Source organism: Saccharopolyspora rectivirgula DSM 43747 (assembly GCF_000497205.1).
In the GTDB taxonomy this organism is placed as follows: Bacteria; Actinomycetota; Actinomycetes; order Mycobacteriales; family Pseudonocardiaceae; genus Saccharopolyspora; species Saccharopolyspora rectivirgula.
Genome location: NZ_AYJW01000091.1, coordinates 1 through 12,399, shown reverse-complemented (window position 1 = coordinate 12,399; position 12,399 = coordinate 1). Strand labels below are relative to the sequence as shown.

Annotated in this window: 10 protein-coding genes and 2 CRISPR repeat arrays; of the genes, 2 read left to right on the top strand and 8 right to left on the bottom strand. The window is 66.0% G+C overall.

Annotated elements, in window-relative coordinates:
- Positions 1–47 precede the first annotated feature (47 nt).
- A CRISPR array of direct repeats spans positions 48–504; the repeat unit is 28 nt; unit sequence GTGCTCCCCGCGCACGCGGGGATGATCC.
- A 534-nt stretch (positions 505–1,038) separates the two neighbouring features.
- The 3 genes from SREC43747_RS20765 to SREC43747_RS0117980 all read right to left on the bottom strand — a co-directional run bounded on the left by SREC43747_RS20765 (position 1,039) and on the right by SREC43747_RS0117980 (position 3,220).
- Positions 1,039–1,320, bottom strand: a complete 282-nt coding sequence (locus SREC43747_RS20765; RefSeq protein ID WP_236623262.1) for a hypothetical protein — start codon at positions 1,318–1,320, stop codon at positions 1,039–1,041.
- A gap of 104 nt (positions 1,321–1,424) precedes the next feature.
- Positions 1,425–1,994 carry a flavoprotein gene (locus SREC43747_RS0117985; RefSeq protein WP_037332526.1) on the bottom strand — a complete coding sequence of 190 codons (570 nt, stop codon included), beginning with the start codon at positions 1,992–1,994 and terminating at the stop codon, positions 1,425–1,427.
- The gene (locus SREC43747_RS0117980; RefSeq protein WP_029722743.1) at positions 1,991–3,220 is read right to left on the bottom strand and encodes a helix-turn-helix domain-containing protein; all 1,230 of its coding nucleotides are present in this window, start codon (positions 3,218–3,220) and stop codon (positions 1,991–1,993) included. Before SREC43747_RS0117980 ends, SREC43747_RS0117985 begins: the two co-directional genes overlap by 4 nt.
- A 593-nt stretch (positions 3,221–3,813) precedes the next feature.
- Here SREC43747_RS0117980 and SREC43747_RS22350 point away from each other — a divergent pair.
- Entirely contained in the window at positions 3,814–5,103 is a 1,290-nt protein-coding gene (locus SREC43747_RS22350; protein WP_408005227.1) for a tyrosine-type recombinase/integrase, read from the top strand.
- A 311-nt stretch (positions 5,104–5,414) separates the two neighbouring features.
- Here the strand turns inward: SREC43747_RS22350 and SREC43747_RS20755 are convergent, their stop codons facing one another.
- The 5 genes from SREC43747_RS20755 to SREC43747_RS0117940 all read right to left on the bottom strand — a co-directional run bounded on the left by SREC43747_RS20755 (position 5,415) and on the right by SREC43747_RS0117940 (position 9,549).
- Positions 5,415–7,235, bottom strand: coding sequence for an RNA-guided endonuclease TnpB family protein (locus SREC43747_RS20755; protein ID WP_081722676.1), 1,821 nt, complete (start codon positions 7,233–7,235; stop codon positions 5,415–5,417).
- 602 nt (positions 7,236–7,837) lie between these two features.
- On the bottom strand, positions 7,838–8,326 hold the full coding sequence (locus tag SREC43747_RS0117955; RefSeq protein WP_029722738.1) for a hypothetical protein: 489 nt from the start codon (positions 8,324–8,326) through the stop codon (positions 7,838–7,840).
- A gap of 286 nt (positions 8,327–8,612) precedes the next feature.
- Positions 8,613–8,993, bottom strand: coding sequence for a hypothetical protein (locus tag SREC43747_RS0117950; RefSeq protein ID WP_152528466.1), 381 nt, complete (start codon positions 8,991–8,993; stop codon positions 8,613–8,615).
- 113 nt (positions 8,994–9,106) lie between these two features.
- On the bottom strand, positions 9,107–9,355 hold the full coding sequence (locus SREC43747_RS0117945; RefSeq protein WP_029722736.1) for a hypothetical protein: 249 nt from the start codon (positions 9,353–9,355) through the stop codon (positions 9,107–9,109).
- Positions 9,352–9,549: a hypothetical protein gene (locus SREC43747_RS0117940; RefSeq protein ID WP_029722735.1), complete on the bottom strand. Its 198-nt coding sequence runs from the start codon at positions 9,547–9,549 to the stop codon at positions 9,352–9,354. The genes SREC43747_RS0117945 and SREC43747_RS0117940 overlap by 4 nt, the downstream gene beginning before the upstream one ends.
- Before the next feature lie 409 nt (positions 9,550–9,958).
- On the opposite strand from SREC43747_RS0117940, the gene SREC43747_RS0117935 reads away from it, so the two are divergent.
- Positions 9,959–11,191, top strand: coding sequence for a helix-turn-helix domain-containing protein (locus SREC43747_RS0117935; protein ID WP_029722734.1), 1,233 nt, complete (start codon positions 9,959–9,961; stop codon positions 11,189–11,191).
- 814 nt (positions 11,192–12,005) lie between these two features.
- A CRISPR array of direct repeats spans positions 12,006–12,399; the repeat unit is 28 nt; unit sequence GTGCTCCCCGCGTATGCGGGGGTGATCC.

Below are 12,399 nucleotides of genomic sequence, written 5' to 3'. Positions count from 1 at the left end.
CGCGGGGATGATCCGTTTGCCAGATAGACGTTGTTTCCGTTCCTCACGTGCTCCCCGCGCACGCGGGGATGATCCTGCCGGTTATGCGCACTAGATCGATCCAGGGGCGTGCTCCCCGCGCACGCGGGGATGATCCGTCGTACATGCTCCGGCTGGCAAGGGTGCCGCCGTGCTCCCCGCGCACGCGGGGATGATCCACTTATCCAGTTCCCTGGCGGCGCGGAACCGCAGGTGCTCCCCGCGCACGCGGGGATGATCCTTCGCCGGATGAAGTACTTCGAGAAGATCGGGTGTGCTCCCCGCGCACGCGGGGATGATCCGCGGGTCGCGGTGTACTTCACCAAGCATGGCGCGTGCTCCCCGCGCACGCGGGGATGATCCGTTCAGACGAGCTTGCAATTTTGCAGCTCATCGGTGCTCCCCGCGCACGCGGGGATGATCCGCCCAAGGTCACACGGCGAACCGCCTCAAAGGCGGTGCTCCCCGCGCACGCGGGGATTCCGCCTCGGAAGCTGAGGCTGTGCCCTGTGGTGCGGAAGGTGAAGAGGCTGCAGGAGGTCAGGAGGTTGCTGAGGTCCGTGATGCGGTGAGCATTCCGCGGTCGCTGCTGCTCATCTGGCTCCGGCACTGGTCGAGGCCGCGGGTGTGGGTCGTTCAGTCGTCGGGCAGTAGCGCCAAGAGTTGGCGGTGCGTGGTACTGCTCAACAGTTTGCGATCCGCTCCTGGTGAGGGTGGTCCTGCTGATTTCGGCTTTTGGGCGGTTCCAGCGGTGCAGGTCCAGATCGGGGCTTGCACTGTACTTCTGGCGCTAGTTTTCAACGGTGCCTCCCTCCTGCTCCTCCCGTGCAGGGGCACGCTTGGATCGCAATCCACAAGCGCATCAGCGGGCCTCCACTTCGACGCACTCGGTGGCTGCGCTGCTCACTCGCTCGTTGCGGCGAAGCGGATTCTGATTTCCCCCAGCCGATGAGCAGCTCGGCGGCACCAGTACCCCGGCCGGGAACGCGTTCGGCCGGGCGAGTCCAGCGGGGTAGGGGATCACGTGCCGCTCTCACCGGAGGGGGTGTTGGAGAGTTGGGTGTCGCCGAGGTGAAGACGGTGCTGTCCAAGGCTTTGCTGCTCGCACCACTGGGCGAAGTCGAGTGCTGCGTTGGCCAGGTCGCGAGCGAAGCGGGCAGCCTCACCGGGGCCGTCGAGTCGCGGCGGCACTTGTACGCTCAGCGCAGCGCCTCCGACTCCGACCATGAGTTGTCGAACTCCAGGTGCTGGTTCGATGACTTCAGCTCCGTCACCAGCGGCGGGGTGCACGATCACGTACATGCTCACGGGCTCTGTCCTTCCTGAACAACACCATCTCTTGGTGGTTCTGGTGCCAGGAGAACCCGGAACCGGGAAAGGGGCCCGGACAAACTGTCCGGGCTTGCTCAGTCGTCACCGGACAGGTTCGAGTTGGTGGTGATTTCCTCGACCGCGTCGAGGATTTTGCCCCACGGGAGGTCTTTGCCCGGGGCGCTGCGGGGTTCGTGCAGCGGCCAGTACTCGTCACCCATCAACAGGTGCACGCCGGCGTTGCGGAGTTTCTCGATGTGGGAGTCCCAGGAGGGTTGGCGGGCGTGCGCAGCGTTGATCCTGGGGAAAACGACAACGGGCACCGTCTGGGCGCCGATCGCTTCGCACACCGTGGTCAGTGCTTGGTTGTCGCCCAGGCCGAGGGCGAGTTTTGCGACCGTGTTGGCCGATGCCGGGCACACCAGGTAGCAGTCGATCGGCGGGTGCAGGCTCGGTTCGCCTGGTAATCGTGGAAGAACCCGGCACGGGAAGCCGGTCACCTTCTCGATCCGCTCGATCTCGCCACTGGCCTGCAACCACGTGCCGCCCGTCGGGGTCAACGTGACCGCGACTTGCCAGCCGCGGGCGATCGCCGGTTCGATCAACGCGGGCCGGATCCGCTCCAAGCCTCCGGCGGCAGAGCCGATCAAACCGAGTGCGCTCATCGAACCGCCCCGCATCGTTCGGCCAAACCCAACAGCGGTGAGGATTTCCCGTTGCTCACGGGTGCACGTCGGTACATCGTTCGCACCACCTCGCGGACCTTCGAACTGTGCCGCACCAGCTGCGGTGCTTTCTGCTCCGCGTCGAGCAGCACCCGCAGCGCGGAGTCGTCCCGCGCGAGCATGCTCAACGCTCGTGCGAGGTCGATCGCGTGCGTGACTTGGCGCTCCACCGGGAGATGCGTGGGGCGGACGGATTCACCACGCTCGACGACGGCTGTGACGTCACCGAGCTCGAGCGCAGCAGCCAAGCGGTGCAATTCGACGTTGGAAGGGCCGAAGCTGGTTTGCCAGTGGTTCGCGTCCTCGCCGAGCCGTTCAGCTGCCGCGCTGGCCTGGTCCAGCAGTTCTGCCGTCGTGCTCCGATCCTGTCGGCGCGCTGCCGCGATCGCTGTGCGGAGGAACAACATGCCGTACAGGCTCAAAGCGCCGGGGTCGTTTTCCCGCAGCGCGGGAGCCATCCAGCGCGCTGCGGTTTCGCCCAGATCCACCGCCTCGTCGAAACGGCCGACAGCCAGCAGGGCGTGAGTACCTGCGCGCGCGGCCGAAGCCAGGACGAGCGGGTCCTCGGTCCGGTCGGCGGCCTGCATCGCGCGTTCCGCGGCGATCCAGGCCAAATCGGCCTCACCGACTTTGCTCAAGGTCGTGGCAGCCAAGTGGTGGATCCGCGCTGATACCGCGCAAGCCTTGCGCGCGTAGCTCGGGCGGTCGGTCGTGTCGTTCTCGAGCTGCTGGGCTGATTTGATCAGTCCAGGTAGTACGCCGATCACGTGCCCGACCGCCCCGTTCTGGTACTGGTGCCAAACCTCCTCGGTCACCCGAGCGATCGGTTCAGGGGCGACGTGCGGTTGCTGGGCATCGCCGAAAAGCGTCCGCGACAGTCGTTGAGGAGACATCAACGCGTCACGGACCGCAGGAACGTCGTTGTTGTCCTCGCCCTCGAACAGCACCGGTTCGCCCAACAAGTCGTTGAGCGTGACCCGAAGCTGGCGCGCCAGCTCGACCAGGACGTCGATGCGGTTGACCTGCCGTTCACCGCGCTCGACCTTGCTCACCCAGTCCTCGGAGCGGCCCATCAGCCCCGCGAGCAGCGCCTGCGACATGCCACGGCGCCGCCGGTAGAACGCCACCCGTTCCCCGATGCTCAGCTCCTCGCCAGCGCCGCGCACGCGATCGAGAGTAGCAGCGGATTTGGTGCATCTGGCACACGCGAACGTGTTGCTCGAGTGCTTGCTTCCACAACGATCGGACGGCGTGAAACCGCCTCGCAGCAGCGCACCTGTGCCCAGGGGAGCCGATCGAAGCGGTATCAGCGGTACTCAGCTGGAGAGATCGGTGCCGGTCAGCGCGGACCTCGAACCGGGATGATGCGTCGTGGCGCTCTCCACTCTCGGATTTCCTCCGCAACGCGATCGGTGAGTCCGGTTTCCTCACTGCCGTGGCTGAGCTGATCCCCACGTTTCCGCTGCTGCCCTCAACCGGATGCGGAAAATCGAGTTCTCGGCTCAGCGAGAGCCGGTACAGTTCCCACTCCATCCGCGCCTGCAGTGCGGCGGCATACATCAGGCAGTGGTCACGGTAGAAGTGGTCGCAATCCTGCGACTCTCCCGGCCCGCGCGATTTGTGATTTGGGTCACCCAAGATCTCTCGAGTGCCCCTCCGGATCTCCCCTCTCTTGGTTCTAGCTCGGATATGTTTTCATATCCGAGCTAGAACCAAGAGGGAAACCGGTACTGCGGTACCAGTCTGAAAAAGGAGGGCTGTGTCTAACATCACCACCCGCGAACCCTTGATCGGCGAGGTGGTTTCCGACACAATCCCGCGCGACCGCGCGGAGGGCGCCGACGCCACCGCGATCTGCCGCGCCGCGGTCGCCTGGCTGCACACGTTCGAATCCGCCAAAACCCGCAACGCCCACGCCGCACGGCTGGGCCTGCCCGCCAAGCACCGCACCTGGCCCGGCGCCCCCAAGCCCAAGCGCGTCAGGATCGACCCCACCACCTGGCTCCCCTGGTGCGCCGCCCGCGGCATCAACCCCCTAATCGCGCCACGGCAGGCCGTGGAGAGCTGGCTACACACCCAAACCGAGCTCCGCAACGACGGGGTTATCAGCGAAAATACCCGCCGCGCCCGCTACGACACCCTCGCCGCCTGGTACGGCTGGTTGCTCTACGAGCGGTGGATCGATACCGCGCCCACCCTGGACCGCAACGGCAAACAGCGCATGGGCCTGCTCGGGCGCCGCCCCTCGCCGACTCGTCCGCTCACCGTCACTCAGATCCGAGCGCTGCGGGTCGCCGCCCAGCACGACACCGCGCCACAGACCAACGCCAGTCCGGTCACCTCGCGGCAGCGTCGCCTGCGGTCAATGCTCGTCGTCGAGATGCTGTCTGCCACCGGCATCCGCGCTGACGAGCTCTGCGGCCTGCGACTGCGGGACTACCGGCCCGCCGCCGGACCCGATGCCCCGGCCAGCCTGTGGATCGAAAACGCCAAACACGGCCACGTGCGCACCGTGGAATTGCCGCCGGAAGTCACCGACATCCTGGAGGCCTACCTGACCTCCGGGCGCATCGAGCCACCGGAGGCCTCTGCCACCCCGGCACGCCTCGGGGAAGTCAACGCTGGTCACCGCGCCGACCAGCCACTGATCACCGGTGATCGCGGGCAGCGACTGCACCCCGACCAGATCCGCCACCTACTCCAACGCCTCGCCGCCATCCCCCGCCCGGACTCCGAAACCGAGGAGCTGCGGCTGGCGCACGACGCGCTGGCACCACTGTGGTCCGACAACCACGGCCGCGGCGGCCGCGGCAGACACCTCATCCACCCGCACCAGCTCCGGCACTCCTGGGCGGTGCACGCCCGCGACTACGCCGGAGCCGACGCCAGCGTCATCGCCGCCCAACTCGGCCACAGGTCGATCGCCACCAGCCAGACCTACCTCGACGGATCCGCCGCCCGCACCCGGCCCGCCATCATGGCACTCGCCAGGATTTACCGCGGAGGCGACTACCTCCGAGCGCACAAAACAGACTCATCAGCTACCTGAGCATGAAGCGATTGCGCGCAGGGCTACCCCTGTGCGCACGGAACAGACCCTTGCCGACGCTGGGCACGTCGCCGACCCTCGGGGCTACCCCTGTGCGCACGGAACAGACTCGGTGCGACTGCGCATCGCCGACCTCAAAGGGGGGCTACCCCTGTGCGCACGGAACAGACTGAGGTGCAGGAAGGTTTCGATCGACATCTGCAGGGCTACCCCTGTGCGCACGGAACAGACACTTCGTGACCTGGGGATTTAGACGTCTGAACTGCGAAACAGCATTAGTTTCGCTGGCCCGCCCAAGTCCTGCTCTGTAGTTATGCGCGTGTTGTGGGGGTAGCCGGGGGATCACTCCCCCGGGATGACCTGCGCGGTTTCCGCGCAGGTCTGCCAGCTTCATCAGCTCCAGCCTGAACCACAGACTGTGATCCAGGACTTACAGAGCCTCCGCAGGCATTTAACGCCTTCCCCTCCCCGGGGTAGGCGGATTGCGCGAACGCCAGGATGTTCCGGGCCGCGTTGATATCGCGGTCCAACTCCATCCCGCAGTGCTCGCAAAAAAATGTGCGCTCGGCCAGAGACAGCTTGGCTTTCACTGCCCCACAGGACGAGCACGTCCTACTGGTCGGTGCCCACCGGTCGATAACAGCGACCGTGGCCCCGTACCAAGAGGCCTTGTACTGCAGTTGTCGTCGGAACTCTGCCGGCGACGTGTCGAGAATCGATCGGTTCAACCCCGCCTTGGCCCTGACGCCCCTGCCAGGTTGGTCGATAGTGCCGCGCGCCGAGCGGGTCATCCCGGCCACGTTGAGATCCTCAATGGCTACTAGCTCGTAGCTAGTGGCCAACCGCTTGGTGATCTCGTGCAGGTGTCCTGCGCGGCGTACCGCCAGTTCGTGATGCAGGCGAGCAACGCGGTTCCGCGCCTTAACCCAACGCCTCGATGGTTCCTGTCCGGTGCGCTTGTCCGGGCCCCGCCGTCGCGACATCGCCCGCTGGGCTTTCAGCAGCCGTTTGCGGGCTTTACGCAGATGCCGTGGATTGTCCAGCGTTTTTTCGTTCGGGTCCGACAAGGCAACGAGGTGGTGAACCCCCAGGTCAACACCCACTGCGCCGCGGTCGCGTTGCCGCCGCGACGGGCCACGCTGCGTCTCCCTGCCCGGAGTGATGTCGAGTTCGTCCACCAGTACGGAGGCATACCAGCGGTGGCCGCCCTGGGAGATGGTGATCGACTTGATGATCCCGCCGCGGCGCTCCAGTGCGCGGTGCAGGCGTTTGGCAGATCCATGCAGGCGCACCGACCCAATGGACGGCACCTGGATGCGACGGTAGGTTACAAGTTTGACGCTTCCGTAGAGGGTAAAGCTGCGGCGCGAGCGGCGCTTTTTCTTAAACCGTGGTTTGCCGACCGGCCTGCCGGCACGCCGCCCCGCCAGGGATTCCAGATAGTTTTTCCACGCGGTCTCGGCGTGAGCAAAACCGCTGGTAAACGCGTAAATGCTGACCTCGGGCCACCACGGTGATCCGCCCTCGTCTGGCGGCAGGTCGCGGATCTCGCGCCACAGAGTGGAAATGTCCATCGCGGTGGGGCGATACGCCCCCTGCTCGATGAGCTTCCGCTTGGTGGCGTTAACCAGGGGGCGGATTTCGTCGAGGATACGTTTCCGTTCCGCCCGGTAGGCCTGGGGATCCTCGGCGTGCAGCCGGGCGAGCTCCACGCGCTCGCGCCACAGCTGGTACGCACGCTCAGGCGCATCCTCAGCGGGCTGCTCGCCTGGCTCGACGCTTGGTTTTCCCTTGTGTGTGACCCGTTTGCGGTGGTCGTCAATGATCCTGAGTTCTGCGGCAAGCTGGGCGTTTTCTGCCTTCACTGCCGCCCGTGCCGCAGCCTGAATGGCTGTGCGCTCCCTGTCCGGGAGCGCATACAGCTGCTCACGGCTGAGGCCGTGGTGCTGGGCAATCCAAGCATTCCAGCGGTTCCGCAGAGTGTCGGAGTAGCGGGATAGGATTGCGTTGGCGTGGTTGTAGGCCCACCGTGCGCTTCCTGCGTGCTGCTCAAACTCCCTCAGCTGCGCCTCGGTGGGATCCAGCGCGAATTTATAAGCGCGGAGACGTCGAGGAGCCTCGGCTTGAGCCACCCCGGCGCCTCCTCTCGCCTGCTGTATCCAGGTGCGACCAATCCTAGCGCGCCACGGTGCAGTCCACCTCCGCCGCCGCGCTTAGCCGCACAGCCCCCCCGGCCTCAAGGGCGCTATCGCGCCGGCTTCGCCGGTCGGCCTGCCGGCCGACCCTTGACCCCGGGGACCCCTGCTGTGCGTCGGGGGCGCGGTTAAGGGGCGGGGGCCCGCCCCCGCCCCTGCATCAGCGGCGGCGGAGGCTCAACGGATCTCGCCTGACTCTACGGCAAGCATTCAAGTCCGCCTCCCAGGATGAGCTAAAAGTCCTGGTCACTGAGGCGGCAAAGTCGATTTTTGGGGGCTATCCCCACCTGAGTCTGCGCTCGCTCCAGGAGATGTTCCGGGGGCGGTGTGCTTGAAAGGCCCCCGGCGAGGTCGGGCCGGGGGCCTTAGTGGGTGAACGGACGTCCATGGACGTCCCTGTCTGCAGTATGCCAGATGTCCCCTGCGCACTAACTACCCGGTTGTAGATAGCTACAGCAACGAGAACATCCTGTGCGCGGGGAGAGTGGCCACCACGGCATGCGCGCCAGACCGCCGGGGGCCACTCTCCATTACGCGGCTCACCGCTGCCAGGGTCTCAGCTCGGTGGAAAACCGGCCTCGAAACGAAGCCATAAGTTTCGTGGCCACAGCATTTACCTGCTGAGACCACAGATCAAACACTGTCTCTGGGGCAATCCGCTTTTGCTCATCCCACGCCGACAAGCTCGATTCCCGGGCGATGATGTGCCCAAGCACGCGGCGAGACTCTGGGGTGAGGCCATTGGCCACGCAGGAGGCCACCGGTGGCAGATCCATGGCGTCAGCGTGAGTACTACTGCTCTCTGCTTTGCCAGTAGCCCACTCCCACGCGCCGCGGAGGTACTGGCACATCCTCCAAACGACAAACCAGTCCCCAGTAGACTTCAACACAACCACTTGGTCGTTGTCGTGGAGCCGAATGCCGGCGCTGTCATAGTCGGCGTACACCACCAGCCCGACCAGCTCGGTCAGGCGGAGAACGTCCTGTCGAATCTCTGGACGTCCGGGATCTGGGTCAGCCAGTTCCATACCCTTCCCTACTGTCGTTCAGCCCGCAGCCCTTCCTCGTCGTGCGCATGACGAGGAAGGCAGTTACGAAAGGCGGGGCGATCTTTCACCCCGCCTTGATTCTGTGGGTTATTTGTCGTTGTCGGGTCCTAACTCAGGCACGTCGTCCATGGCTTCTTTCGGCCTGCCGGCCGCCCCTTGCCCTTGCTGTGCGTCGGGGGCGCGGTTAAAAGGCAGCGAAAAGCGCGGGGGCCACAAATGGGGGGCGGCCAGGTCGGCTGCCCCCCGTTGCTGATGTTTACGGCTTTCATGGGGGTGTGCAGTGCGGCCCGCAATGGTGCTGGCGGGCAGCGTCCCGAATGGACTCCCAGATGCAGGTCTCGCAGGTCCGTACGGGCCGCGCGAAGGTGGGCGCGACACCCAGTCCGCACAGGGTCTCTTTCCCGTCCAGGGTTTTGATGTGGATTACCCCGCTCTTATCGGTCCAGGCGTTCACCAGTCTCCCCCTCTGGGGCTGCCGGGCTGTCAGAGATCGAGAGAGAGGGGTGTGCTGCAGGATCAGGGCAGTGACCCCGGCCAGCACCGAGATGATCAGCAGGACTGCAGGCCAGATCACCGGAGCGAGGGGGCTGGTGATCAGCGCGGCAAACACGGTGGAGATGGCCAGCATCTTCCACGTCCAGATCATGACGCCCCCGGCAGCTCTCGAGGGGAGGTTGCTCACGAGAGGTTTCTGCATGGCGTGGTCCTCCTCTATGGTGAGAAGAGGACCGGGATGGTAGGGACATCCCGGTCCTTTGGTTAGGGGCTGGTAATGCCGGTGAGCGCGGTGAAGGCGCTCAGCGACGCTCCCTTGAGGTCGCAAACCACGCTCTGCGCAGTCAGTTCGGTCACGTAATCCACTACCTCGGGTTCTTGCGTCGCGACCGCTTCGAGGGTGTTTTTGGCCTGCTGGGCGAGGGCGCGGGCCTGTTCAGTCAGCTCCCGCACGCGGGTCAGCAGCTGGGCAAAATACCGCAGCTGGGCCTCGGTTTCGGTTGCAGTGCTCACCGGTGGCCCTCCTCGGTGAGGGTGGCCAGGTCGCGAGAAACCGGGTAGCTGCCCGATTCCTCAGCCACCTTGGCCAAGCGCTGCTCAGCCTGCTGGACGCTGCTGCTGCGCACCCGCTGAGCCACCGCCGCATCCACCTGGCACCGGCCCTCGATGAGGGTGAGCCAGCACAGTCCCAGGATGCGGTCTGGCACACGCGGTGAGGTCCACACGGTGTCGCAGCAGCAGCATCTGCAGCGGAAATACCACTGGTCAGGGCTGTGCACCTGCATCTGAAACGCCAGCTGCTGGCGGGGATGAGGGCACAGTGCTGGCGCTGCTGCCAAAATCTCGATGCCGGGACGCACAATCACCTCTCTGCGGCATAACGACTGAGGGCCCAAGACACTCCCGGGCGCACATCTCGTATCGGCAACATGCTGGCGAGCAGTCTCCTAGTCGCGGCGGTGTTTTCTCTCCGCCAGCTGGGGGTTTATGCAGCTCACCTGCACCTCTGCGGGGTGAGGTAGATCTAGCCTGAACGGGCCTCCCCGCCGGAGGACACGCCCCCGGGGGACGCCCCGGGGGCCTCGGCAGGGAGACACCCGGCAGAGAGGTGATCACATGCAGGCTGATGAGCTGGCTGGGCAGCCGATAGGCGCCCGCATCCAGGTGATCAGAGAGCGGCAGGGCAAAACGAGAACAGTAGTGGCCGGTCTGGTGGGACGGAGTCCCCAGTGGCTGAAAGACGTGGAACGCGGCCGCCGATTGCCGCCGCGGTGGGACATGCTGGTCCGCCTCGCCCAGGTGCTGCACGTCGATGTCACCGCACTCACCGGGGATGCCGGGGTGGTCACTGCACCGGTATCTCTGCAGCGCCGCGAGGGGCACCCGGTGGTGACCGCGCTGCGGGAGGCCATTGAGGACCCTGTGCTGCAGCCCCCGGACAGCCCGGACCCGGATGTAGCGTCACTGGTGCAGCGAGCCGAGCACGCGTGGCGCCTGTGGCATCGCTCCGCAGAACCCCGCGCGGCCACCGGCACGGTGCTGCCGCGGCTCATCCGCGAGGCGCGTCAGGCCACGCGCATGACCGGCGGAAAAGAGCGTCGGATGGCGCACGCGGTGCTGGTCAGCGCCTACGCGCTGTGCGAGCAAGCGCTGGCGTGGGTGGCGGACCCGGCGCTGCTGTGGCTGGTGGCTGACCGCTGCATGCACCACGCCCAGGAGGCAGACCAGCCAGAGCTGATGGCCGCCGCAGCGTGGGTGCTGGGCAACGTCTGGCGCGCGTCCGGCCGTGAGGAGGATGCCTATCGGCTGGCGCTGCAGGCCGCCCACACCCTGCAGCCATACCTGGCCGATGGCAGCACGGACAGCCGCGCTCTGTGGGGATCGGTGCAGCTGCATGCTGCAATCACCGCTGCTCGCATGGGCGAGGAGGGCAATGCGCTGCGCGCGTTGGACCAGGGAATCGAGATGGCCCAGAAAATCCCCAGCGGCCAGGTGCACCCGTGGACGCTGTTTGGCGTGGAAAACGCCCTCCTGACCGGGGTGAGTGTCCACGTGGACATGTGCAAATCGGCTACCGCCCTGGAACGCGCCGATGCGATCGACCCAGACACCGTGCCGTCGATCGATCGGCGCGCACGGCTCTGGCTAGAGATGGCCCGCTCCTATCACCAGAAAAAAGACACGTTGGCGGCGCTGCAGACCCTGCAGCGCGCCACCGACGTGTCGGAGGAGTCCATGCGGTGCCACCCGCTGAGCCGAGGAATCGCCGGTGAACTGGTGGTCTCCGGCGGGAAACTGGTCGAGCGCGAGGCCCGGAGACTGGCCACCCGGCTCGGGCTGACCGTCTAGCAGCCATCGCGCACAGGCCACACCACGACCCCTGACCTCGGGCTGGGGGTCTTTTGCATGCGCGAGTGCGGCACTGACCAGCACTGACACCCGCGCCAGCGGCTGGCAACCGGCAGCAGGGGGTGCAAAGTGCACCCCTGAGACCCTGTGGCGTTGTGCACCTCTCACCGCGCAGGAGCGGGGTGACAGTAGAGACATGGAGATGCCGCACAGCGGCCAGGGGGATGTGCACCACCAGGAGAGAACGGGCGATCCGGCCTATGTGTACGCAGGTGAGTGGACCGACCGCCAGGGGGTAGTGCACATCCGCAACGCCAGTACAGGCTGCACCTACTGCGGCCTGACGACCAGTTCCCGCAGCACCACACACTCGGTCGTCGGCTGCGACCAGTGCGTTGCGATCTCCATAGGCGCCTACGCCCGCCACGACTGTGGTCGGGGGTGCTGTGGAGCGGACTAAACCCCGATTACCGCGCCGGCCGGATACATCACCGTGCTTTCCGGGGATTTGCAGCAGCTCCCCTCGTACTCGCAGAACTTGCAGCCGGCGGCGACGTGGTGGCACCAGCATCGCCCCTCGCTCACCGTCCTGCAGCAGGTCCTGGAGGGGATGAAGCACCTGTAGGCCTCGCTGGCGGAGAGGTCGTGCTTCCCGCGCAGGCGAGGACGATCCGAGCACCCAGTGACGGTAACGTTGCCTCCCTTGCTCCCCGCACACGCTGAGCAAGGACGGGTTTTGATGCTGCCTGCTTGGCGGCGGCGCAAAGTGAATCTGTTTTGCGGTGTGGGCTGCTATAGTCCCTGGTCATCAAGTGTGCTCCCCGCGTATGCGGGGGTGATCCCAGGAACGCGCGGATGGCCACGTACAGGCGAAAGTGCTCCCCGCGTATGCGGGGGTGATCCGCAGTCAGTGTCGCGCGCCACCGACGCGGCCGTGTGCTCCCCGCGTATGCGGGGGTGATCCCTGCGGTTTCACCAAAACATGAGGGGGTTGAGGGTGCTCCCCGCGTATGCGGGGGTGATCCCAAGCTCGCCACCGCGAGGCCGCGGGGGGCTGTGTGCTCCCCGCGTATGCGGGGGTGATCCGCAGGCCGAGAAGCTGGGGCTGAAGTCGCCGAAGTGCTCCCCGCGTATGCGGGGGTGATCCTCGCCGCAGCAGGCGTCCGTCGTCGATGATCGCGTGCTCCCCGCGTATGCGGGGGTGATCC

Excerpts from the sequence above, each read along its gene's own strand:
- SREC43747_RS0117950 (WP_152528466.1), bottom strand. The coding sequence starts at position 8,993 with ATGATCTGGACGTGGAAGATGCTGGCCATCTCCACCGTGTTTGCCGCG.
- SREC43747_RS0117985 (WP_037332526.1), bottom strand. The coding sequence starts at position 1,994 with ATGAGCGCACTCGGTTTGATCGGCTCTGCCGCCGGAGGCTTGGAGCGG.
- SREC43747_RS20765 (WP_236623262.1), bottom strand. The coding sequence starts at position 1,320 with ATGTACGTGATCGTGCACCCCGCCGCTGGTGACGGAGCTGAAGTCATC.
- SREC43747_RS0117955 (WP_029722738.1), bottom strand. The coding sequence starts at position 8,326 with ATGGAACTGGCTGACCCAGATCCCGGACGTCCAGAGATTCGACAGGAC.
- SREC43747_RS0117935 (WP_029722734.1), top strand. The coding sequence starts at position 9,959 with ATGCAGGCTGATGAGCTGGCTGGGCAGCCGATAGGCGCCCGCATCCAG.